This window comes from Mycobacterium sp. TY815, from assembly GCF_030755135.1.
Taxonomy (GTDB): domain Bacteria; phylum Actinomycetota; class Actinomycetes; order Mycobacteriales; family Mycobacteriaceae; genus Mycobacterium.
In genome coordinates this window covers 2,703,252-2,726,584 of the sequence record NZ_JAUFRX010000001.1, presented here as the reverse complement: position 1 = coordinate 2,726,584, position 23,333 = coordinate 2,703,252, and the positions used below count along the sequence as shown (strand labels likewise).

Here is a 23,333-nt window from a genome sequence, read left to right as displayed (position 1 = left end):
CCGGCAGCTCCACAGAGGAATAGCAGGTCAGAGTGTGTTTTCGGCCCTGGCTTTATCCCATCGCAGGCACGTCAGGGCTGCAAAGGTGATTAATCGACGACTTGGGGCCGCGACGCGGAGCCGCAGCAGTTCTCGCGAAACCGTCGCCTGCTTTGTGGCAACGACATAAGCTCCGGCTAGTCGGCGGTGCCGGCTTGGCACGTGACCAGTTGCTTCGAAGAGTGGAGCTGCTCGATGTCGTATGTCGTTGCGTTGCCCGAGGCGATGTCCGCCGCCGCCACGAACCTCGCCTCGATCGGCGAGGTGGTCGCGACGGCCGGCCGGGGTGCGGCGGGTGACACCACGGGGTTGCTCGCAGCCGCCGAGGACGAGGTGTCAGCGGCGATCGCGGCCGTGTTCTCCGCTCACGGCGCAGGGTTTCAAGCTCTCAGTGCCCAGGCGGCGGCGTTTCATGAGCGGTTCGTCCAGACATTGTCCGGCGCGACCGGAGCGTATGCCGCCGCCGAGGCGGCCGGTGCTGCGCCGTTAGCGGCCTTCGAGCAGGCGGCGGTCACTGTTCAGCGGCTTCCTGCCGAAGCGGCCACCGGATTCGCATCGTTATTTTCAGTGCGAAGTTCGCCAATCTTGCAGCTGCTGGCGAGCGACATTCCGCCGTTCTCGTGGATCGTGGGAAGCAACTCGCCGCCACCGCTACTGAACCTGCTTCTGGGACAGACGGTTTCGTATACCACGTACGAGGGGATGAAGGTCGTGCAGATCACGCCGGCGCACCCGACCGGCGAATACGTGGTTGCCTTGCACGGCGGCGGCTACATCATGCCGCCGACAATCTTGCACTGGCTCAATTACTCGGTGAATTCCTACCTGACCGGCGCGACGTTCCAGGTGCCTATTTACCCGTTGATACAGCAAGGCGGTACCGCCAGCACGGTGGTACCAACGACGGCCAACTTCATCTCCTCGCAAATATCTCAACACGGGTACCAGAACGTCAGCGTCATCGGCGACTCCGCGGGCGGCAACCTCGCACTCGCGGCCGTCCAACACATACTGCAGACGAACCCGCTCGGCCCAGTCCCGTCTTCCATGGTTCTACTGTCGCCGTGGCTGGACCTAACGCTTGGACGCGAGGTCGGCATGTGGTGGGGCGACAACCTCTCTGTTACCAACCCCATGGTTAGTCCGCTCTATGGGTCGCTTGCCGGACTCCCGCCAACGTATGTCTATTCGGGTGGGCTGGATGTACTCGTAATCTCCGCTAATGCCCTCCAGCAGGCGGCCGTTAGCCAGGGAGCCCCGTTCAGCTTCTTAACTGCGCCTTTCGAACATCACGACTGGGCTCTGGCGGATTGGCTGCGGTGGCCGCAGATCAACCGTGAACTCGGTATCGCGGCCTGATCGCTGGTCAGGCGAGGCGGACTACCGACGAACCGTCAGCCCTACAAAGTCTTCTGGTCAATCGAGGGCCTGCGCGTCGAGGCCGTGTTTCCGCACCCTTGGCAAGTGAGGTCAAAGTCAGGCTGATGTCGGATTCCGGTCGCTTTTCTTGGCTGTCGCCTGCAAATGACGGGCTTGCGACGCGGTCAAGACCCGAGAACGCAACCGCAGGTAACAAGCGGGACTGAACGGGAACGAAACCGCAGCTCATATGCCAAATCCCAGCTGGAGCGTGGGGTTCGATCTCGGGCAGCTCCACCTAGAAGATGCTGGTCAGAGTCAGTGGCTCCGGCCAGATTTCCGTTTCATGGGCTGTGGCTGACTAGCTTCCCAGCAGAGTTCATCGTGTCGGGGGCTCTGGATAAAGTAGTGCTCGTGAATTATCGCCTTGCAATCGGGATGCTCGCCGCGTTGGCGGTGGTGATCATCGTCCCTGCCCAGGGCCATGCCGATCCGCCGACGAAATGTTTGACCAACACGCCCAAAGGCAAGCAGGTCTACGTCCCCTGCGATCTAGTCAATGCCGGCGTCAATTTCCCGCCGGGGCAACGTTGCCCTCTACCGCTCGAGCAGTACCCGAAGGATGTGCAGGACTGGTGCGGCGAAGGTCCAGGCCTTGCGAGTCCCACTCCCACGAGTCCTACCAGCCCGACAAGTTCTACTACCCCGACAAGTCCTACTAGCCCGAAAGCTTCTACGAGCACGACCGGTCCTACGAGCACGACCGGTCCTACGAGCACGACCGGTCCTACGAGCACGACGAGTCCTACGAGCACGAAGATTCCCACGACCACGACCAGTCCTACGAGTCCGACCAGTGCCGGTAGCTGACCTGCCCCGCAATGTCCAAACGCTCGCCAGTATCGCCGCCCTTCGGATTGTGCGGGCTGACAAAGGTCGCGGCTTGTGACGGCAGGCGAAACCGGAGCAGCAACTGCGCAGGCAGCGGCTGGCGGGATGGCGCCGCTCGATATTGAAGGCTCCGGCGTGCTGCCGCCCGTGGCTGACTCGGTGCGCCGACGTTTCTGGTTGCTTGAGCGGTTGGCGCCGTCGTTGGGATCGCGGTGGGCGGTCGAGTTGTGGTGCACCCCGCCGGTTCTTGAGTCGAGTCTGCGGATGCCGCCGGGTGTTCCACCGGGGAGACAGGTAGAAGCGTTCTGGGACGGGCACCGGGTCGCCGGGGAGGAGTGGGGCGAGGGGCCGCCGGTGTATCTGGTTCACGGTTGGGGCGGCAAGCGCGCACATTTGGCAGTGTTCGTCAAACCGCTCGTTGAGGCGGGGTATCGGGTCGTTGCGTTCGACTTGCCCAGCCACAACGAATCGGAACGGGGTGCACTCGCGCCCGGGCGCACCACTGCGATCGAGTGTGCCCATGCGATCAAGGCCATGATCGAGGCTCATGGGTCGGCGCACGCGGTGGTCGCTCACTCGCTCGGAGCGAACTCGACGGTACTTGCGGCGGCTCAGGGTGCACAGGTAGGGCGCTTGGTCTTCTTGGCGCCCATGGGCGAATTCCCGCTCTATCTCGATTTATTCGCCGCTCGTCACAACTTCGGCCGACGGATCCGCTCGGGCCTGCATCGTCGTCTCGAAGCGCGGATCGGGATGCAGCTGCACGAGACGAACATGACGTGGACCGGTCGACTTGCGAACTATCCGCCGCTGCTTCTCATTCATGACCCTGACGACCCGGACAGTCCCCATGCAGCCAGTGAACGCGTGGCCACCGCATGGCCGGGCGCGCGCCTACTGACAACGCGAGGGCTCGGAAGGTTGGCGCACTATCGAATCTTGCGCCACCGCCCCGCAATTCGTGCCGGCGTGGAGTTCATCGGTCAGCAGACAGCTGACACGAGCGCCGCGGAGCAATCCGGCAGCACTTAGCGTTCGATGAACTCCGCGCGGGCGGGGTTTGTGTCGGCGATCTACCGAGGAGTCCGGCCGGAGTCAGGATCGGGGAATTTCAGGCATCGGCATGCCAGCAGGGCGAGATTCCGTGCGACGTCGTCCTTCGGCTCGGTCTGCGTCAGGATGTGGCTCAAGCCCGTTCGCACAACGGATTCCGCCATCAGATCAACATCGGAGGCGGGGAGCTCCGGCCACTGATCGGTCAACCAGGTGCTCAGGATTGCCACGGCGTCCGCGATCAGGGGTTCACCGCGAGTCGTCACTAGCGGCAACAACGACGTGTCGCCGTCGACCGGGGCGCGGGTCAGGATGGTCTGCAGCAGCGGATTGTCGCGCGTCTCGTCAAGCATGTAGCTGACGGCGTCCCCTATCGCGCCGGGCAGGTCGCCGGGGCGTTGTGCCAAGCGGTTGCTCATCTCCTCGAAAAAGATGCGCACCTCGCGCAGCACCAGTGCCTGCCCCAGATCGTCTTTGGTCCCGAACTCCGCGTGCACACTGGCGCGACTGACGCCGATGGCGGTGGCGATCGCACCCATCCGCACCGCCGACCATCCGCGGTCGAGAACCACGTCCCGCGCCGCGTCGAGGGCCAGTTCGCGCAGGCGGGAGCGGCCATAGGCGCGGGTTTCGGCGCGGAGGTCTACGACGGTCATCAAGAGGGAGTCTAGCTGACGAAAACCGAAGATTGTCGATTGCTGTCGACATTTTCAGATTATTGTCTACAGTGACGGATACCACAATGCTTTGGAGGCACCATGACTCTCGCCTATACGCGGACAGAGCGTCCGTACGATCCCGCCGATCTGTCGTCGCTGGCTTTCTGGTCCGGCACCTGGCGGGACCGCGAGAAGACGTTCGCCGAACTGCGCGCCGAGCGCCCGATCTCGTGGCACCGGCCGGTAAACAACGGACTGTTCGAGGATGCCAACGATCAGGGCTTCTGGGCCGTAGTGCGGCACGCCGATCTGGTCGAGGTCACCCGGCGGCCGCAGGACTTCCTGTCCGGCGAGGGCATCGCGTTCGAGTCGATTCCCAAGGAGATGCTGGACGCGGCCCAGGGGTTCATCGCGATGGACCCGCCGCGGCACACGAAGTTGCGGCGGCTGATGGCCGCGGCGTTCACCCCAAAACAGTTGGCGCGCATCGACGATCACATCGTGGCCAATGCCCGGCGCGTGGTCGACGGCATCGCCGACAAGGGCGAGGCGGACTTCGTCAATGAGGTAGCCAGGCTGGTGCCGATGCACAACATCTGCGATATGGCGGGCATCCCCGAGGAGCACCGGCGCACGATCGCTCACGAGTCGGAGTTCGTCGACGGCTGGCGTGATCCGCGGCTGCTGGAGGGGTCCGAACCGCTGGCCCGGGTGGCGCAGGCGATCGTAACGGTGAACGCCATTGCGATGGAACTTGTCGAAGCACGGCGGCGCAAGCCCGAGGACGATCTGGTCACCGCACTGGTGCAGGCCGAGGTCGACGGCGAACGGCTGACCGACGAGGAGATTTCGTCGATCTTCTTCCTGTTGATCGTCGCCGGCAACGACACCACGCGGCAGTCCACGTCGCACGGCATGAAAGCGCTCACCGACTTCCCGGAGCAGCGGGCCTGGCTGATGGAGGATCTCGACGGTCGGATGCCACTGGCCATCGAGGAGATCGTCCGGTGGGCCACCCCGATCATGACGTTCCGGCGCACCGCCGCGCACGACACCGAACTGGGTGGTCAGCACATCACTCAGGGCGACAAGGTGATCATGTTCTACTCCTCGGCCAACCAGGACACCGAGGTGTTCGATCATCCTGAGCGGCTTGATCTTTCGCGTTCGCCGAATAAGCACGTCGCCTTCGGTGGCGGAGGGATCCACCATTGCTTGGGCGCACAACTGGCCCGCCGGCAGCTGTCAGTCACCTTCCGGGAACTGTTGACCCGCCTGCCCGACATCCACACGGTCGGTGAGCCGGAGTTGGGCACCGGCAACTTCTTCCACACCGTGTTGTCCATGCGCGTGGAGTTCACCCCCGAGACGAAGAAATGAAAGTCGTCGTCGATCGCACGAAGTGCTCCTCGATCGGACTGTGCGAGGCCGTCGCCCCCGACATCTTCGAGGTCGGACCCGACGGCGTCATGAACATTTTGATCGAGGACATCGGTGCCGACCGGCGCGGGGATCTCGAGCAGGCGTGCGAGAGCTGCCCGACGCAGGCGCTCAGCATCGTCGAGGACTGAGGTTTTCCGAGCGACGAACTGGGTCGAAACCTATGCTGCCGACATGAGTGAGTTTCATCCGTCGCCGCCCCCGGACCTTCCCGGTGTCCCCTCGGCCGAGGGACCCCTGCCCGGCCCCGACCAATTAGTAGGCCGGCCCCGGGCATTGCCCGTGGACCTACTCGGTGAATTGCATGGCCCGTTGTTCTATGCGGACTTCGGCGGCGGTATCAGAAAGCTCTACGCGTGCTCGCTGGAACTCGTGACCGAGTTGTGCGACGAAAGCCGGTTCGCCAAGAACCTGACGGCAACCCTGGCCCGAGTCAGGCCGCTGGCCGGTGACGGTCTGTTCACGGCCTACCACGGCGAGCCCAACTGGCAAAAGGCGCACGATGTGCTGTTACCGGGTTTCAGTTACGCGGGATTGCGCGCGTATCACGGCTCGATGCTGGACATCAACTGCAAGCTGATCGACCGGTGGGACGCCAGCGTGGGAGTCGGACCGGTCGATGTGTCGAACGACTTGCAGAAGCTGGCGATGGACACCGTGGCGCTGGCCGGATTCGGTTCGCGTTTCGACTCTTTCGAGTGCCCGGGCCTGGCTCCGATCCCGCAGAGCTTCACAACGGCTATGGGTGAGTTGGGATCTGGGACGGCGACGCCGGTGTTCAACGAGGAATTGGCCACCTTGCACGCGTTCATCGACGGGCTCATAGCCGAGCATCAATCCGGTGGGCGTGAGTCCGAGGATCTGTTGGCGCTGATGCTGCAACGAGACGCGGACGGCAATCCGGTTCTGCAGACCGACAACATCCGCAACCAGATCCTGACCTTTTTGATCGCCGGTCAACTCACCACGTCGGAGTTGATGCCCAATGCGCTGTTCAACATCGTCAGCAGTCCGGCGGTGTTGCATCGGGTGCAGGCCGAGGTGGACACCGTTTTCGGACCCGAAGACGACTACCTGCCCGGCTACGACGACATCGGCAAGCTGACCTATCTGCGGCAGGTCATCGAGGAAACTTTGCGACTTTCCCCACCGGTGTTGCAGTTCGATCGAATGGCGTTGGAAGACACGGTGATCGGTGGCAAGTACCCGATCAAACGCGGCGAGGCGGTCACGGTACTCACCGGCGCATTGCATCGCCAGCCGCAGTGGGGCGACAATGTGGAATTCTTCGATCCCGACCGCTTCGCTCCCGAACGCTCGGCGGGCAGGCCGACCGCGCTCTTCAAACCTTTCGGAACCGGTGCGCGATCCTGCATCGGCCGCCAATTCGCGCTGCACGAGGCCGCCATGGCACTTGCCCGGGTGATACATCGGTATCGTCTCATCGACGCTTATCACTATGTGCCGCAGTGGGAAACGCCGAACAGTCGCCGGCCGATCGGCTTCCGGCTCGATGTCCTCCGGCGCACCGCACAGGACCGCAAGACCGACACACCCGGCGTTGAGGCGGGCGGTGCGCAGAGTGCGGCGCAGCACCCCACGGCCATCACGGCCGGTACCAGGCTGGCCATCTTGCACGGCTCCAACCTCGGCACCTGCCGCGCTCTGGCCCGCCAATTCGCCGACGATGCAACGGCTTTAGGCTGCGTGACGACCGTGGCGCCGCTCGACGACGCCGCGGGTGGTTTCCCCGAAGCCGAGGCCGTCGTGATCATCGCCTCGTCTTATAACGGGCAGCCGACTGACGATGCGCGGGCCTTCCTCAGCTGGCTGCTCGACACGGATACCACGCTGAACCCGATACCCAACGTGGCAGTCCTTGGGGTGGGTGACCACAATTGGGCCGACACCTACCAGGCGGTCCCGCGGCGCATCGACGAGCGCCTCGGCGAGTTGCACGCGAACCGATTGGTTCCGCTGGCAGCGGCAGACACTTCGGGGGACATGGTCGGCACGATCGAGGAGTTCGCCGCCGCGCTGTGGTCGTCGTTGGCGGAACGCTTCGGTGACCCCGACGCCGCCCCGCTCACGGATGCGGCCGAACCGCTCTACGAACTGCGCCAGATCGTGGGTCCGGTGACGGCGGCAATGGACGCACGTTCGTCGGTGATCCCGATGACGGTCGTCGAGAGAACCGAACTGGTCAGCCCCGGGCTTGGGCAAGCCAAAACCAATGTGCGCGTGGAACTTCCCGACGGCGTCGACTACCAAACGGGTGACCACCTCACGGTGATGGCCGACAACCCGCCCGAGGTGGTCGACACCGTTCTGACCCAACTGGGCCTCGACCCGGGACTGCGGCTGGCAATCAACCCGCGGCGCAGCTCACGACGGCTCATCGCGCTGGACCGAGAGGTCAGCGTTCGAGAACTGCTGACGCACTTCGTCGAATTACAGAAGCCGGCTACTAGCAGCCAATTGCGCAGTCTCGCGGCGGCCAACAGCAATCCCGCCGAGCGTCAGCGGCTTACCGAACTCGCCGAGGCCCCAGACGGCTGCCCGTTCAGCGTGCTGGAATGCCTCGACGAATATCCGGCTTGCGTTCTCACCGGCGCCGAACTTCTCGAACTGCTCGACCCCATGGTGCCGCGGCACTATTCCATCGCATCGTCGTCACTGCGGTCACCACGCACGGTCGGACTGGTCGTCAGCGTGCTTGATGCGCCGGCTCGCTCGGGGCGCGGTTTGTTCAAAGGTGTCGCGTCCAACTACCTCGCGACAGTTCAACCAGGACAAACCATCCGTGCGCGGGTTGACCCGGCCCGCCAGGCGTTCCGGGCCGGTGCCGATCCGGCCAAGAACGTGATACTGGTCAGTGCCGGTACCGGCGTCGCACCGTTCCTCGGTTTCCTCGGCGACCGGCTGGCCGCACAGGAGGCCGGAGCGCCGGTGGAGCCTGCGTTGTGCTTTTTCGGGGTGCGTGACCCGGAGGTCGATTACATCTTCCGAGACCGGTTCGAACAGGCCGAGGCCCTGGGCATCGTGCAGATGCGCCCGGCCTTCTCTCGGGCGCCGCAAAACGGGGTTCGCTACGTGCAGGACCGGATCACCGCGGACGCCGACGACGTCTGGAACCTGTTGGGTGACCCGGCCAAGGACGCCCACGTCTACATCTGTGGTGACGGCGCGCGGATGGCGCCCGCGGTTCGCGGGTCGTTCCTCGACATTTACCGCGCACGGACGGGCGCTGACGAAGCCCAGGCCCGCAACTGGCTGAACGGTCTCATCGAATCCGACCACTACGTCGAGGATGTGTGGGCCGGCTGAAACAGGTTCCGGCGTGTGTCAGGCGCGCACCGCCTCTCGCACTGTGCTGCGGTCCACACCCAGCGCCTCGCTGAGACTCGGCTCATCGGGGTATACGCCTGCCGATGGTTCATTCACCGAAGAGTTCAACGAGTTGTGAAGTGGCAGACATGCGCGCCGAAGCCGATTACGGCGCAGCCACTCTTGACGAGATCCGCCCGGCCGTCAAGGTAGCGGGCGGTGGCCTGCTGATCGCCGCGGTGGTGCTTACGGCGCTGAACCTGCGACCCGCGCTTACCAGCGTGGGGCCGCTACTCGGCGTGATGCGCGAATCGCTTGGCGCGTCGGCCACCTGGGCCGGAGTGCTCACCACGCTGCCCGGACTGTGTTTTGCCGCCGCCGGACTCGCTGCGCCGTGGCTGGCCCGCCGGATCGGACTGCAGCACGCCATCAGCGCCGCGTTGGTGACACTGGTCGTCGGCCTGCTGTTGCGCGTACTCGACGGACCCTCCGTTGTCATCTCGGGCACTGTGGTGGCCACCGGCGGCATCGCATTGATCAACGTGTTGATCCCGGTGGTCATCAAGGGGTCGTTCCCCGCTCAGATCGGGGTGATGACGGGCATTTACACCGCTGCCCTGCAGGGTGGCGGCGCGATGGGGTCGGCGCTGACACCGCCGATGGAGTCTGCGTTCGGTAGTTGGCGTGGCGCGCTCGGCGGCTGGGCCGCCCTCGCGCTGCTGGCCCTGATCGCGTGGCTTGTGGGTGCCCGGCGAGTGAGCTCTGCCGAGCTGCCGGCCCGTCCCACGGGCGGATCGCTGCTACGAAATCGCTTGGCGTGGATGGTAACTCTGTTCTTCGGTTTCCAGTCCACACTCGCATACATCATGTTGGGCTGGCTGCCCGAGGTGTTCATCGACAGCGGTGTGCCCAAGGCGACCGCGGGGATGCTTGTCGGCCTGATGTCGCTGATCGCCGTGCCGATCAGCATTTTCCTCGCGCCGATGGCGGCTCGATCCGGCAGCCAGAGTGGCTGGATAGTCGCGCTGGGTGTCATCGGACTTGTCGGAGTCGTAGGTTTGCTGATCAATCCGGCTGCGGCGCCGCTGTTGTGGAGTGTGCTCGTCGGCCTGGGTATGAGCGTCTTCTCATTGGCGCTCACCGTGATTGCACTGCGCGCTCGCACCACCGAGGACACCGCGCAGTTGTCAGGGATGGCGCAGGGCTTTGGTTACCTGCTTGCCGGCGTCGGCCCGTTCCTCTTCGGGCTGCTTCATGACGTCACCAGCGGTTGGACCGTGCCGTGGATCTTCGTGCTGGTGATCTACGCACTGCAGATGACGATGGGCGCCCTCGCGGGCCGCAACCGCTACGTCTGATACCAATAGCAGTGCACCACAACGCTTTAGCGTGGGTGGGCCGCTGCAAGACTCCCGACTCGGTCCACGCCAGCCAGCCTTGGTCGCGGCTACCTGACGTCGAGCAGGTCGACCACGAAGATCAGCGACTCGCCGGGCTTGATGACGCCGCCGGCGCCACGGTCGCCGTAGGCGAGGTGGGCGGGGATGTGCAGCTGCCGGCGACCGCCGACCTTCATGCCCTGCACGCCCCGGTCCCAGCCCTGGATGACCTGGCCGACGCCGAGTTGGAACGTCAACGGGTCACCGCGGTTATACGAAGCGTCGAACTCCTCGCCGGTGGAGTGAGCCACGCCGACGTAGTGCACGACCACCGTCTTTCCGGAGGTAGCCTCCGCGCCGTCGCCCTCGACGACGTCGGTGATGATCAGGTCGGTGGGCGGCTCGCCGCCGGGGAAATCGATCTCGGGCTTCTGTGCAGTCATGCTCACCACCTTGGCAGATGGTCGCCGGTGGGCTCGTCGACGGGGGGCACGCTCGCGTCATGGAAGCCGGACTCCGGCTGCCGGGCTTGGCCTTGATGTGGCCGGCGCGCATCGCGGCGTTGAGCGCCGACGAAAGGAGATCGTGCTTGTCGGCGAGCGTCCTCCCGGCGGCGGAAACGCCGGTCGCAGCGTTGACCTGATCAGATCAGTCCGGGTATCAACGCTTTTCGCTCGGGCGGGTAGTCAGGGAATTTCTCCTGGTACCACTTGTGAGTGGCGAACGCCCGCGGGACCAAATTGCCCGCCGTGATCAGAAAAATGATCACTCCGGCGAGCGACCAGGTCAGCAGGGCGAACCCCGCCCATGCGATCAGCTCGCCCAGATATGCCGGGCTGGTGACGAACCGGAACCCCCCGCCGTACGGGATCTTGTACTCGGTTGCGCCCGGGTTCGCCTTGTCGCGCAGGTTGCGCACGATCGACTCCGACCGGACCAGCAGGATGAATCCGCTGAGGTAGACCACCAGCCCGACCAGAAACCGTGGATCGGTCAACCAATCGGAGCCGTACTGGTGCTTGTAGTCGTGGCTGAAGAACGCGCCATTGAGGTAGCCGTGCATCGTGGTGATCACCATTCCGAAGGCGAGCACGACGATGTTGAAGCTGCCGCGTTTGCCCGGCACCTGTCTGATCGAGAGCGGGAAGAACCAACCCCGGTTGCCGTAATGCATGAGCCAGATGGCCGCGAGGACGAGCGGCGTGGCGTCGAATCGGCTTGGCCCGGTGAGGTAGAAAATGGCGAACACCACGGTCGCGGGTATCTCCATCAGCCACCAGCCGAGCTTCGGATTGAGATTCACCCCGCGCGCCGTCGCGCCGAATCGGCCGTAAGGACTCTGCGCGAACAGGCCGCCGATGATCACCAATGCCGCGATGACCAGACCTATCGTCACGACGGTGTCGTAGGTGGTGTTGCCGGTGTACCAGTTCATCAAGCTCCCTTCGAGAGCTGACATCGGCGAGCATGTCTGAGCGATAACGCCTGCCGCAGTAGAACAACTTCTATCAGTACGCGATCAGCACGGCTGTGAGGGACTGTGTCTGCGCCGCTTCCTACGAGCAGAAGTCGCACGAATCCTCTTTGACGGGAGGCGGATTGTCTCCGTCCCACACGTCGCTCGGGAGCTGCCCCTGGTACGGAACGTTGCCGGCCGAGTTCTTGACCCAGTACCAGGTGTGGCAGACATTCATGTCCCATCGGTAGCCAACTCCCGGTCCCGACGACATGTCGTAACGGGAGTACACCATCGGGTTGCCTGGGCACCAGGTGTGTGGTGGTAAGGGTCCCGCCTGGGCCGGGGCGGCCAGCCCCACGCCACAGCCGGTCAACATAGCGGACGCGAGTGCCGCGATTCGTCGGCTCATGTTGGATCTCTCTCGTCGTTGGTCACCACCGCGTGCGCCTGACGCCTTGCGGAACTCTTGCGCAGGGCCGGGCCTCCCAAGACCTTGCGTAGGTCAGGCGCATATCTTGGTCGTAACGTCGGACGACACCCGAAGGAGCAATCGGTGGCTGTGGAGTTCCGTTGAACGAAGACCGACCCAACTGGGGCTGGGGGGACAAAGCGCCCGTGCCGATGTTCACCGAGGCCGAGATCCGCTCGGCCTGCAAGGACTTCGGGCTGCGCGACAGCGACACGCAAAGCGTCATTCAGCAGCTCAATGACAACCGCCGGAGCGAGCGCGCTGCCGGGCGCGATCCGGGCGAAGGTGGCCCGTCCGAACGGGGCGCCGAGTCGTAGCGCTCTTCGGGACCGGGGCTGTGCCAACTCGCATGAATTGACGCGGGTGCGCGTCGCGCGCCTTCGCGGTGGGTAATCGCTTATTGCACAGCGGTCCACTAGGCGGAGGCGAGTACGCGATGAGCAGAACTACTGTCAGTGCACAGAGGCATGCGGGTGACGTCAGATCCAAGGTCGCGAGGGTGGGCCTGATCGGTAAGGGAGCGCTGTATGCGCTCTTGGGTTTCCTGGCGATCAAGGTCGCGATGGGTGATGGCTCCTCGGCCGGCGCCAGTAAGACCGGGGCGATCCAGACCGTCGCGCAGGCGCCGTTCGGCAAGTTCCTGCTGATCGCCCTGACGGTGGCTTTGATCGCGCTGGTGGTGTGGAAATTCAGCCAGGCCGTCTCCGGTGATCCGATCGAAGGGTCCGACGGCAGCCATCGGGCCAAATACGCGGGCAAGGGCGTTCTCTACAGCGGTGCGGCGCTGGCGTCGCTGTCGATTCTCATCGCGAACTGGGGCGGCGATGCCGGCGCGGTCCCCGGCGCCGGTGGTGGCGAGGGCCAGGAGCATGCCGCCGGGGTGGTCATGGGCCTGCCCGGCGGACGTTGGATCGTGCTGATCGTCGGCCTCGGCGCTATCGGCTTCGGTGGCTACGAGATCTACAAACACGCCATCAACTGCGAGTTCATGAAGCGCACCGGAGGCCTGAGCCAGGACAAGCGCAAGGTCATCGAAGCGCTGGGCCGGGCGGGTTACGTGGGCAGCGGACTGGTGGCCATCGGCGTCGGCTTCTTCTTCGTCATCGCCGGCCTGACCTTCGACCCGAAGAACGCCAAGGGATTGTCCGGGTTGTTGGCCGAACTCGCCGGCCAGAGCTGGGGACAGCTGGTCCTCTGGCTGATCGCCGTCGGCCTCTTCGCCTACGGATTGTTCTCGTTCGCCGAGGCGCGCTACCGCCCCGCCACCTAGCGCGGTCCCGGCCGGCGCTCTGCGTGCCCGCGATAGATTGCTCTTCGTGAGCGAAGACAGAGTCCGGGTTCGGATCGCAGACAACGGTGTGGCAACGGCAACGATGGTGCGCGCCGACAAGCACAATGCGCTCGATCAGGCGATGTTCGATGGCCTGGTGGATGCCGCCGCGCAACTCCGACGTGATACCTCGGTCCGCGCGGTCGTGCTGCACGGTGAGGGCAAGAGCTTCTGCTCAGGCCTGGACGTGGCAAGTTTCATGGGCGGCGAACGAGGCACGGGCGTCTTGTTGACCCGAGACGGAGACGGGCCGGCGAACCTCGCCCAGCGCGTGAGCTACGACTGGTCGTTGGTACCGGCGCCAGTCATCGCCGCGATCCATGGCAACTGCTTCGGCGGCGGTCTGCAGATCGCGCTCGGCGCCGACATCCGCATCGCCGCGCCCGACGCGAAGCTGAGCGTCATGGAGATCAAGTGGGGCCTCGTTCCCGACATGGGAATCACACAGACGTTGCCGAGACTCCTACCTATCGACGTCGCGAAAGAGTTGACGTTCACTGGCCGCATCGTTTCCGGCAGTGAGGGTTCCGAGCTCGGCTTGGTCACCCGAACCGCCGCGGACCCGTTGTCGGCGGCGCTTGCGCTCGCGGACGAGATCGCGCAGAAGTCGCCGCATGCCGTCCGTGCCGCGAAGCGCTTGTACGACCAGACCTGGGTCAGCAATGACCCCGCGGCTGCTCTCGCCCTCGAATCAGAGTTGCAAACCGGACTGATCGGCTCGCCCAACCAAATCGCTGCTGTGGTCGCTGGAATGTCCGGGGAGCGGCCGGTTTTCGCCAACCCGGCTTAGCGTGAGCCATCTGGGATTCAGGACTGACGCGCGACGATCACGGGCACCTTCGCCCTGCTGACGGCCGCCGCCCCGACCGATCCCAGCAGCTTGCCGCGGAACCAGCTGCAGCCGTGGCTGCCGACCACGAGCAGCTGTGCCTGCTTGGAAGCCTCGATCAAACACCGTGCGGGATCGCCAATTTCGATGATGCGCCGGATCGGCACCTCGGGATAGCGTTCGGGCCAACCGGCCAGCCGCTCAGCGAGGCTCTCCTCCTCCTCGGATAGCCGAGCGTCCCACGTCGCGTCCTGGAACGACCCCCAGTAGCCGGAAACCCAGGGTTCGGTCCACACGTGCAAGGCCATGAGGGCGACACCTCGACGCGATGCTTCCGCAAATGCAATGGCCGTCGCCGCTTCCGATGCCGGTGAGCCGTCGATGCCCACCAACACCGGCGCCCGCGCGACATGGCCGTTCACGGTTTGATCGTCGTGGGTCACGGCGACCGCACAATGCGCGTGGTAGACCAGTGCCGAACTCACCGAGCCCAGGCCGCCACCGGCCAACACGCCGCCATGTCCGCGGTGGCCGACCACGAGCATCTCCACCTCTGCGGAGAGGCCCACGAGCGTCGGGACGATGGCCGAATTGAACACCTGGCTATCGATCTGCACGGGACCCGACGCCGCAGTGCACTCCTCGGCGACCGTGATCGCCGTCGCGATGAAATCGCGGGCCCGCTGCCCCTGCCATTGCCTGAAGCCGGGCGGCGCGGCGATCTCGAACCACTCCGGCAAGGCGGCGTCGGAGATGTGGACCAGAGCCAAAGGGGCGCCCCGCAGCACCGCATCGCGGGCCGCCCATCGGACGGCACCCAGCGCCGCGGCCGAGCCATCAACGCATACCAGGATCGCGCCGCGTGGTGGATGCCACATGTCGGCTCTTTTCTGATCGGCCATTTACCCACCCGCAGCATCACTCAGCGAGGTAGTGACTATCAGGGCCGAAGAGATGCAAGCCGAAGGACCAAAGACACTGTTTGGCGCTCGAAGGCCGCGGCGGAGCTTCAGGCGTTCGGTGTCCGCCCCGATGGCGGTGGGTATCCAGAGTGTCGGCTGATAGGAGTGGCGCATTTCCAATCGAGCACCCGAACCCACCGATGACGGGCACTACATCGTCGTTGACGGTCGCAAATGGCGCGCAACGGATCCGTCGATTCCCGACGATCGCAGGCAAGAGCTCGTCCGGATATTGATGGCCTGGCGCCGGGAGGTGCGTCGCACCAAGGGAACGCCTGCGGAGTCGACCGCCCGCGCGGGTGTCAATGCTACGAAAGTTGCTCTGGGGGAGCGTGGTTCACCGCCATGGTGGGAGGCGAGCGAAGAACAGCGCCGCGCTCGATGGCAGGCAGAAGTCAAGGAGCCGGGCGAATAGGCTTCAGGAACCAGCCATTTACCAGAGCACCCCGTGACTCGTCGACAGAATGAACCCGTGGCTGCCCTCGGTATGGCAGTGCACGGCACCCTGGTTGTCGACCGCGCACACACCGCCGAGGGTCTGCACCCGGTATCCAGCGGGTAGCACGGTCACGTTGCCGGTGAAAGTCTTGGTGTCCGAATGACGGTACTCGGCGGGGTGGGTCGCGTCGGCGAAGGTTTGGTTGGTGCCGGGTGGGGCGTCTGCGGGCACCGCGTCACATCCAACCGGACCGCCGTTGGGGGCGAGGCCGCATGACCGCCCGTCCGGAGTGGTGAAGTAGACCCACGAGCGGTACGAGGTGGTGTAGGTGCCCGGGGCGAGCGGATAGCCGTCGAGGTCATCAACCGGTGGGTCACCGGGTGCGGCGACTGCCGGTGCGACCGAGATCGCCATCGCACCCAATGTAGCCAACGCCCCAAACCGCCATAACCGCATCCGCTGACTCTATTCGGTCCCGTCTGGATGGGTGGCTGACTTATGGCCCGAAAACCAGGGTCCTTAGTCTCTAATCGCGATGTGCGCGGGCGCCGATACTGGCGAACCTGATGTGGGCAAACTTATTTCGGTCCGTTGCGGCAGCGTCGACGGCATTCGCGCTCGCGGGCTGCGGCTCGACACCGAGTAAGCCTCCGGTTGCGCCGTTCACGATCATCACTGGACCATCCAGCACTACCTCCAGCACCACCACCTCGCGGGACCAGAACGGTGCCGGCCTGCCGCCGATGAAGCACTTCCGGATCGGTGGTGACAGCTACGGGCCGGTGCAGGACTGCCACGTCGTCGACACCGCGGTCACCTGCACAGCGACTTGGGACCAGCCATATCAAGCGGATACGTACACCGGAAGCTTCACCGGCACCTTGTCCGGGATGACGATGACGGGGACGTGGACGACTCATCAGACCGGCCATGACGCGAACGACCCGCGCTGCCGATGGCAGACGGACACGTCGGTGCCGACCACCTTCGAGTTCAGCCTGGACGGAACCGTGCTCGACCACTCCGGTCCGGGGCAATGGCGGACAACCCGCAGCGGTAGTTGTTCGGGGGTGGAGTCCGGCACCAGCTCGGCCGCGGAGGGCGGTCCCAACTCCTGGAAAGTACTCGATTAGCAACTCAATTCCGTTGCTGCACAAACTGAATCAAGTTAGGACTTTCGACTCTATCGACGTGTTCGCTCCGGTGCTGTGATCAAAGCATCCCCTGGTGGGCGGGGTGGTGAAGATCATGGGCGATAGGCGAAGTCGCTGTTGGCGAGGGGGCCGACGCCAGACGCTCCAGGGCATCTGGCCGAACTTTCGTCCTGGCAGTCAGGCAGGAGATCCACATGGCGAATGACGCGAACGGACAGTGGATCGGTTTGGGAGTGGGTGACGTCGACAGTCCCGACACCCCGCGCGACGCCCCGAACTGGGATGCGATCAGGCTGCTGACGGCCAAACTGCACGACAAATATCAGTGGGCGCGCGATCTGGGAGTGGTAGCCCAACCGAACTACGACGAACTGGTGGCCCGCGCGGTCGAACAGTTCTGTCAGCGCACCGGGTTGCCGATCATCCGCGACGCGAGCGGGCGTGCGGTCGCCAATCTCGCTGTGCGGCAACGGCTGGGCAGCTATCCGGCGCCCGGAACCGGTGACAGGGTGCGCTCGGGCTCCGCGCCGACCCTGCCGATCATGTTCACCGTCGAAGGGCACCAGTCGGACATGTTCTTCGGCCCGGTGGCCGACACGGCGACTCAGCTGGAAGGCGAGGGGCTGTGCCGCCATCAGCCGATCGCCTATAACAACGCGGCCCTCCCGTTCGACAACGCCAGCGGGGAGAACGAACTCGCCCGCCTGGTCGGGGCGACCGTAATGGACAACGGGGTGCCGTTCCCGGCGGGCACCAAGTGGGTGCTCGGGATATTCAGTCAGGGTGCCATCGTCGGCTTCGACTTCTGGATGAACCATCTCGCACCAGGCAAGCCGCTCGAGTGGCGGGAGGCCGACCTACTCGGCGTCCTGGCTTACGGCAACCCGTGCCGTCAAACCGACAGCATCGCTCCCTGGGCCACCGGTTGGATCAAAAAGACTGGAACACATGGCCTGGATCCCTACCGGCGCTTCGGCCTGCCCGGCTTCCCGGTCAAGCCGGACAACTGGATGGACGTCTACCGCGAGGGCGACATCTTCGCCGAGAACGGCGACGACAACGCCAGCAAGGCGAAAGCGGCGGTGTACCAGGCCGCCGCCCGCGGCGACTTCTTCTCGGACCCGATCTCGCTGGCGTTCCAGATCAGCAAGCTGTTCAGCCGGCCCCTCGAAGAGATATGGGCCATCATCGAGGCGATCATCTCCGGGGTCGTCTTCGTCCACGACAAACCGAACCCGCACTATTCCCCGTACGACGTCAACGAAGGCGTGAACTGGGTGCGGAGCTTGCTCACCGGTCGCCTGGTGGCACCGCCAACACCCAGTCCGGCCAATGCATGACGTGTGCAGAGAAAGAAACGAATCATGGCATCAAAACACGCCACAAAGCCAAAACCAGCTCGCCAGTTGAGGATTGATAGTCCCACTAAAGTCAAGTACCACCCGTTGGCACCTGGCACTTATACCGGTGACAGCAGCGGGTACCGCACCGATGACCGCCCCGACCACCGTGGTGTCGACATCGCGGCGAACTACGGAACGCCGATCTACGCGCCCGCCGACGGATTCTTCGTCCATGTCGGAATCAATGACGATCCAGGCGGTTTCGGTTCGTGGTTGTGGATCGACGCGCAGCAGGAATGGGGCCTGGACTTCGTCGTCGGACACATGCCCCCGTCATCACTGGTCAACCCCGACACCGGTAAACCGTGGCGAACCAACGACACCGTGCGGGCCGGCCAACAGATAGCGGTGGTGGGCTCCGAGGGTAGTTCCTCAGGCCCGCATCTGCACTTCGAGACCTGGGGCCCGCCCGGGCGCAGTGGCGGGCCGGACCGTGACCCGAACAAGACGTGGCTCAAGGACGCCGTCGACCCGCGCCAGGCTCCGAAACTGCAAGCAGCACAGTCACTCATCGGGCAGATCCTCCTCGACTACTCGGCCGGCGTTCCCAGCGCCGAGCAGATCAAGGCCGCCGGGTACGCCGGCGCCGTGCGTTACGTGTCGGATCCGCGCGCAACCTGGATGCAGGGAAAGCCGTTGCGCAAAGCGGAGGCCGACGACCTGCGTGCCCACGGCCTGGTGGTGGTGTCGAACTACCAGTTCGGCAAGGCCGACACCGCCGACTGGAAAGGCGGGGCGGCGCAGGGATATAAAGACGCCGAACGTGGACAGCAACTGCATACCGAAGCGGGCGGGCCGGACACCGCCCCGATCTACGTGTCGATCGACGCCTGCCCCAGCGAACAGGAGTGGAACACCCAGTGCCGACCCTACTTGCTGGCCTGGCAGGAGCGGCTCGGCAAGGAGCGGATGGGCATCTACTGCAATTACCCCTGTATCGACTGGGCAATCCGAGACGGCATCGGCACGTACTTCTGGATGCACAACTGGGATGAGGGACATAGCGGCGGGCAGGTTCATCCGGCGGCCCACCTGCACCAGTTCGAGATCGACAAACAGAGCGTCGGCGGCGTGGGCGTAGATCGCAATCGCATCCTGCGGGAGGACTTCGGCCAATGGGACGTCACCGCACCAAGTGCTGCCGTGCAACAATATTCGGAGCGCTGGATGGCGCTGAAACGGCTGGGTTCGCTGACCCGACAGTCCGGCTTCGATACCGTCGCCGAAGTCATCATCGGTGAAACCCTGCGACGCCGCTACAACCGCGAGGAAGCGATCGCCTGCCTGTCGACGGCGATTCAGGAGTCGGGGTTGCGCCCAGATGCGCAGGGCGGCGGCGGCGCTTGGCACGGTATCTACCAACAGGACGGAAGTTACCCGGGCCGCGACGATCCCAACGAGAACATTCGGGTGTTTCTCGACCGGCTCGACGAGAAGCGTTGCAGTGCAGGGGCATCGTCGGACATCTGGAAGAACATCTTCTGGCTCCAGCAGCGTCCCGGTGAAACGTCCGCCGACGACGCATACAACGATCCGGACGCGCGCCGCGATTATCTCGATGAAATTCGCAGCCGCAGGACAAAAGCCGGCGAGATGTTCGAACGCTTCGCCGGAGCACCAGAGGGAGGAAAAGAAATGCCGTACACCGGGGACCCTGTGTGGTTGGAGGAAGTTCTGCGCCAAGCGCTGGGCGACCGTCTGGTCGTTCACGACGGCTGGCAGGACCGTGGCACCGGATGTGGTGAAAACGGTTCCAGTTCAATGGGACCGATCTGGGGGGTGATGATCCATCACACCGGAAACGTCAACGAAAAGTGGGAGGTCATCCGCGATGGTGTGATGCAACCCGGAGGGTGGCTGCCGGGCCCGCTGTCGCAAGGGTTGATCACCTCCGACGGGAAGTTCCACCTGGTCGCTATCGGTCCGTGCAATCACGCCGGTCCCGGCTGTTATCCGGGAATCCCCGACGGCTGTGGCAACACGAGGCTGATCGGCTTCGAGTGCGCGTGGCAACCAGGGGCACACTATCCGGGCAATGAGACGTGGCCGCCCGCGCAGATCAACACCATGCGCGACGCCAGTGCGGCGGTGCTCACGAAGCTGGGCTACGACGACGCAAGCCATGTCATCGGGCACAAGGAATGGGCCGGCGCGGAGAATCCTCTCGGCATCAACAAACAGGGCAAGCCGGACCCGGGCGACATGGACATGAAATGGTTCCGCGGTGAGGTGAAGAAGGCGATGCTCGGTATGTTCGACCAGTTCGGCAAGTTGACGACGCAGGTCGAGGAGCCGAAGAAGGCGGAACCCACCGATCACATTCTGCTGCAGGAGATTTGGGAGCAGTTGCTGGGTCCCGACGGCAAGGGCTGGCCGCAACTCGACGGCAGGACTCTGGTGGATGCCGTGGCAGAGGTTCTCAAGCGGGCAGACGGCGACCAGACGGTCACTCCATCGCTCGCAGCAGCCGCGGAGCCCGGTTCGGCCACGCCGTTGGCCTCGCGCTCGCGGCGAACACCCGCCCGGAAGAAGACCGCCACTCGGAGCAGAAAGCCAAGCGGCGCAGCGTCTATGCAGGGCACCTGACCGGTCGGCCGGGCACGATGAGCGCGCCAGGACAGGCACCCGAGGTACCGGACGCGACCGCCGGCCGGCGGCGCGCGCGGTGGACGAAGACACGGGTATGGGTGGGGGCAGTCCTCACGTCCGCGGTGGTGATCCCACTCCTTACTTTGGGGGTGACGGCGGGTGTGCGTTGGATCAACGAGCTCTTGCACCCGCCGCAGTATCTCGCGGTAGTGGTCACCGTTCCGTCACCGGTGGAGTTCGACAACGGCTGGGTATTCGCCACGCCCCCTGCGCAATTGCCTTTGCCGCCCGAGCACGGTGACGTTGACCGGTGGGCATCGGACAACGGCGGCATTCCCGCCAGCGGCAACGTCGTCGAGCTCAGGCTGCAGGGCCTGCACGGGCACCATGTGGTGATCCAGAGGATCACCGTCAACGTCGTGTCGAGGGCCGAGCCGCTGCGGGGGGCATACGTGGTCCTGATGAGGCAGAAGGGGCCAACGGACACGTATCAGTTCGGGTTGAACTTGGATGCAACTCCGGTTGCAGTAACAGCGGAGACCGACGAGAAGCTGCCTCACACCGTCAGTAGCGCTGCGCCCGAGAATCTGCGGATCAGTGCCGTGACGACCACGTGCACCTGTGAGTGGACTGCGACGCTGCAGTGGTCTGCTGACGATGGCAAGCAAGGCGCGATCGACATCAACGACAACGGTCGCGCGTTTCGAGTAGCCGCAACAACACGCGCGATACCGGAGACTGTCGGCTGGGGCCCTAATGGGTGGGGCGTAATCACCGGCTGAGCGCCAGGCTCCCCGGGGCAAGCAGCGCTACGCGTTGCCCAGCACGATCGTGCTGAACAGCGTCGCCGCCCAGTAAGTCGCCAGCAGAGTCGACGCGAGGCCCAGCAACGCAACGAAAATGGGCGGCGCCAGGATCAGGGCTCCCAACTGGACGAGAAATGTCCAGGGATTGTCGTCCGCGGCGGGCGCGGCGGCCGACAACGCCGCGGCGTTGGACGCCTCCGCGCTCGCATATGCGTGGGCGCCGTTGGTCAGGGCCTGCGTGAACCGCTCGTGAAACGCGGCCGCCTGCAACGAGACCTGCTGAAACTCCTCGGCGTGCGAGCCGAACAACCCGGCGATCGCCGTCGACACCTCATCGCCCGCGGCGCTGGCGATGTTCGTTGTCGGTGCCGCTGCCCGCAGATGGGCGCAATCCAGATCGGACCCGATGGCCGCCAAATGACGTGACGCGCTGATGAGACTTTCCGGCGCAACCTGCATCTTCGGCAGCATATCCACGCCGACCACGGCCGACATCGGTTTCCGGCAAACCGCTTCCCGAACGCTGCACGGCGGCTTAAGCTCCCGACAATCGGGCGATCGAAGGGTGGAGCGGCGCTGTGTCTTACGTTGTTGCGTTTCCCGAATTGATGTCTGCTGCGGCCACCGACGTATCTTCCATCGGTTCGGCGGTCGCCAGCGCAAACGAGACCATCGCGGGCGCCACCACAGCGGTATTGGCCGCGGCCGAGGACGAGGTGTCGGCGGCGGTCGCGACGCTGTTCTCCGCCCACGGCGAGGGCTATCAAGTACTCAGCGCCCAGGTGGCCGTGTTCCAGGAGCGGTTCACGCAGGCATTGGCCGGCGCGGCCGGAGCGTATGCCTCCGCTGAGGCGGCAAGCGCTGCCCCGTTGGCGGCATTCGAGCAGACGGTGCTCAGCATTCAGCAGATCCCTACCACGCTGGCCGCCGGATTCGCATCGCTGACATCGGTGCAGGGTTCTCCGCTGCTGGCGCTGATCGCCAGCGACGCCCCGCCGTTGTCGTGGTTCCTGGGCAACTCGCCACCACCGCTGCTGAACGCGCTGCTGGGCCAGACCGTCCAGTTCACGTCGTATGACGGAATGCGCGTCGTACAGATCACGCCGGCCAACCCGACTGGCGAATACGTCGTCGGCCTGCACGGCGGTGCGTTCATCTTCCCGGCGTCGTTCTTCCACTGGATCAACTACTCGGTGACGGCCTACCAGACCGGCGCGACCTTCCAGGTGCCGATCTACCCGCTCGTGCAGGAAGGCGGTACCGCCAGCTGGGTGGTGCCCCGAACGGCGGGACTGATTTCCTCGCTGATCACCCAGCATGGGGCGGCCAATGTCAGCGTGGTCGGCGACTCCGCCGGCGGCAACCTCGCCCTGGCCTCAGTCCAGTACCTGGTCGGCCAGGGTCAGCCTGTCCCGTCGTCCATGGTGCTGCTATCGCCGTGGCTGGACGTCGGCAACAGCGGCGGTCTCGGTGGGATCTGGGCAGGCGGTCTGTCCACGACCAACCCGATGGTGAGCCCCCTGTACGGGTCGCTTGCCGGGCTTCCCCCGACCTACGTCTACTCCGGCGCCCTGGACCCACTCGTCCAGCAAGCGGCGATCCTGCAGCAAGCGGCCGTCGCGCAGGGTGCTCCGTTCAGTTTCATCCTGAATCAAACCGGGATTCACGACTTCATCCTGCTCACTCCGAGCGGTCTGCCCTACTGGCCTGGTATCAACCAGCAACTCGGCATCGCGGCCTGACCGC

22 protein-coding genes are annotated in these 23,333 nt (G+C 64.7%); 15 read left to right on the top strand and 7 right to left on the bottom strand.

Going from position 1 to position 23,333, the window contains the following annotated elements:
* Positions 1-234 precede the first annotated feature (234 nt).
* The gene (locus tag QXK92_RS11695; protein WP_306241782.1) at positions 235-1,398 is read left to right on the top strand and encodes a PE domain-containing protein; all 1,164 of its coding nucleotides are present in this window, start codon (positions 235-237) and stop codon (positions 1,396-1,398) included.
* 996 nt (positions 1,399-2,394) lie between these two features.
* A complete protein-coding gene (locus QXK92_RS11690; RefSeq protein WP_306244349.1) occupies positions 2,395-3,321 on the top strand; it encodes an alpha/beta fold hydrolase in 927 nt (308 codons plus the stop codon).
* A 41-nt stretch (positions 3,322-3,362) separates the two neighbouring features.
* On the opposite strand, the gene QXK92_RS11685 is transcribed toward QXK92_RS11690, so the two are convergent.
* Positions 3,363-3,998, bottom strand: a complete 636-nt coding sequence (locus QXK92_RS11685; protein WP_306241781.1) for a TetR family transcriptional regulator — start codon at positions 3,996-3,998, stop codon at positions 3,363-3,365.
* A 102-nt stretch (positions 3,999-4,100) separates the two neighbouring features.
* On the opposite strand from QXK92_RS11685, the gene QXK92_RS11680 reads away from it, so the two are divergent.
* From QXK92_RS11680 to QXK92_RS11665, 4 genes are all read left to right on the top strand, one after another.
* Complete coding sequence (locus QXK92_RS11680; protein ID WP_306241780.1) at positions 4,101-5,381, top strand: cytochrome P450; 1,281 nt, start codon at positions 4,101-4,103, stop codon at positions 5,379-5,381.
* The gene (locus QXK92_RS11675; protein WP_306241779.1) at positions 5,378-5,572 is read left to right on the top strand and encodes a ferredoxin; all 195 of its coding nucleotides are present in this window, start codon (positions 5,378-5,380) and stop codon (positions 5,570-5,572) included. The genes QXK92_RS11680 and QXK92_RS11675 overlap by 4 nt, the downstream gene beginning before the upstream one ends.
* A gap of 43 nt (positions 5,573-5,615) precedes the next feature.
* Positions 5,616-8,768, top strand: a complete 3,153-nt coding sequence (locus QXK92_RS11670) for a cytochrome P450 (protein ID WP_306241778.1) — start codon at positions 5,616-5,618, stop codon at positions 8,766-8,768.
* Between the two features lie 149 nt (positions 8,769-8,917).
* Entirely contained in the window at positions 8,918-10,126 is a 1,209-nt protein-coding gene (locus QXK92_RS11665; RefSeq protein ID WP_306244347.1) for an MFS transporter, read from the top strand.
* Positions 10,127-10,215: 89 nt separating this feature from the next.
* On the opposite strand, the gene QXK92_RS11660 is transcribed toward QXK92_RS11665, so the two are convergent.
* From QXK92_RS11660 to QXK92_RS11650, 3 genes are all read right to left on the bottom strand, one after another.
* Positions 10,216-10,590, bottom strand: coding sequence for an FKBP-type peptidyl-prolyl cis-trans isomerase (locus QXK92_RS11660; RefSeq protein ID WP_306241777.1), 375 nt, complete (start codon positions 10,588-10,590; stop codon positions 10,216-10,218).
* 200 nt (positions 10,591-10,790) lie between these two features.
* Positions 10,791-11,582 (bottom strand): methyltransferase, encoded by a 792-nt coding sequence (locus tag QXK92_RS11655; protein WP_306241775.1) that lies wholly within the window; start codon positions 11,580-11,582, stop codon positions 10,791-10,793.
* Positions 11,583-11,703: 121 nt separating this feature from the next.
* Positions 11,704-12,015, bottom strand: a complete 312-nt coding sequence (locus QXK92_RS11650) for a hypothetical protein (RefSeq protein ID WP_306241774.1) — start codon at positions 12,013-12,015, stop codon at positions 11,704-11,706.
* A 161-nt stretch (positions 12,016-12,176) separates the two neighbouring features.
* On the opposite strand from QXK92_RS11650, the gene QXK92_RS11645 reads away from it, so the two are divergent.
* The 3 genes from QXK92_RS11645 to QXK92_RS11635 all read left to right on the top strand — a co-directional run bounded on the left by QXK92_RS11645 (position 12,177) and on the right by QXK92_RS11635 (position 14,195).
* Positions 12,177-12,392: a hypothetical protein gene (locus tag QXK92_RS11645; protein WP_306241773.1), complete on the top strand. Its 216-nt coding sequence runs from the start codon at positions 12,177-12,179 to the stop codon at positions 12,390-12,392.
* 182 nt (positions 12,393-12,574) lie between these two features.
* Positions 12,575-13,345: a DUF1206 domain-containing protein gene (locus QXK92_RS11640; RefSeq protein ID WP_306241772.1), complete on the top strand. Its 771-nt coding sequence runs from the start codon at positions 12,575-12,577 to the stop codon at positions 13,343-13,345.
* Positions 13,346-13,391: 46 nt separating this feature from the next.
* Entirely contained in the window at positions 13,392-14,195 is an 804-nt protein-coding gene (locus tag QXK92_RS11635; RefSeq protein ID WP_306241771.1) for a crotonase/enoyl-CoA hydratase family protein, read from the top strand.
* 17 nt (positions 14,196-14,212) lie between these two features.
* Here the strand turns inward: QXK92_RS11635 and QXK92_RS11630 are convergent, their stop codons facing one another.
* The gene (locus QXK92_RS11630) at positions 14,213-15,112 is read right to left on the bottom strand and encodes a universal stress protein (protein ID WP_306241770.1); all 900 of its coding nucleotides are present in this window, start codon (positions 15,110-15,112) and stop codon (positions 14,213-14,215) included.
* A gap of 196 nt (positions 15,113-15,308) precedes the next feature.
* On the opposite strand from QXK92_RS11630, the gene QXK92_RS11625 reads away from it, so the two are divergent.
* A complete protein-coding gene (locus QXK92_RS11625) occupies positions 15,309-15,611 on the top strand; it encodes a hypothetical protein (RefSeq protein WP_306244346.1) in 303 nt (100 codons plus the stop codon).
* Positions 15,612-15,629: 18 nt separating this feature from the next.
* Here the strand turns inward: QXK92_RS11625 and QXK92_RS11620 are convergent, their stop codons facing one another.
* Positions 15,630-16,049 (bottom strand): hypothetical protein, encoded by a 420-nt coding sequence (locus QXK92_RS11620; RefSeq protein WP_306241769.1) that lies wholly within the window; start codon positions 16,047-16,049, stop codon positions 15,630-15,632.
* Positions 16,050-16,201: 152 nt separating this feature from the next.
* Here QXK92_RS11620 and QXK92_RS11615 point away from each other — a divergent pair, with 152 nt between their 5' ends.
* From QXK92_RS11615 to QXK92_RS11600, 4 genes are all read left to right on the top strand, one after another.
* Complete coding sequence (locus QXK92_RS11615; protein ID WP_306241768.1) at positions 16,202-16,768, top strand: hypothetical protein; 567 nt, start codon at positions 16,202-16,204, stop codon at positions 16,766-16,768.
* 215 nt (positions 16,769-16,983) lie between these two features.
* Complete coding sequence (locus QXK92_RS11610) at positions 16,984-18,129, top strand: peptidoglycan-binding protein (protein ID WP_306241767.1); 1,146 nt, start codon at positions 16,984-16,986, stop codon at positions 18,127-18,129.
* A 105-nt stretch (positions 18,130-18,234) separates the two neighbouring features.
* A complete protein-coding gene (locus QXK92_RS11605) occupies positions 18,235-20,778 on the top strand; it encodes a glycoside hydrolase domain-containing protein (RefSeq protein ID WP_306241766.1) in 2,544 nt (847 codons plus the stop codon).
* Positions 20,779-20,795: 17 nt separating this feature from the next.
* Positions 20,796-21,563: a hypothetical protein gene (locus QXK92_RS11600; protein ID WP_306241765.1), complete on the top strand. Its 768-nt coding sequence runs from the start codon at positions 20,796-20,798 to the stop codon at positions 21,561-21,563.
* A 27-nt stretch (positions 21,564-21,590) separates the two neighbouring features.
* Here QXK92_RS11600 and QXK92_RS11595 read toward each other — a convergent pair whose 3' ends face one another.
* Complete coding sequence (locus QXK92_RS11595; RefSeq protein WP_306241764.1) at positions 21,591-22,046, bottom strand: PE family protein; 456 nt, start codon at positions 22,044-22,046, stop codon at positions 21,591-21,593.
* Between the two features lie 119 nt (positions 22,047-22,165).
* On the opposite strand from QXK92_RS11595, the gene QXK92_RS11590 reads away from it, so the two are divergent.
* Positions 22,166-23,329 (top strand): PE domain-containing protein, encoded by a 1,164-nt coding sequence (locus QXK92_RS11590; RefSeq protein WP_371934508.1) that lies wholly within the window; start codon positions 22,166-22,168, stop codon positions 23,327-23,329.
* The last annotated feature ends 4 nt before the right edge of the window (positions 23,330-23,333 follow it).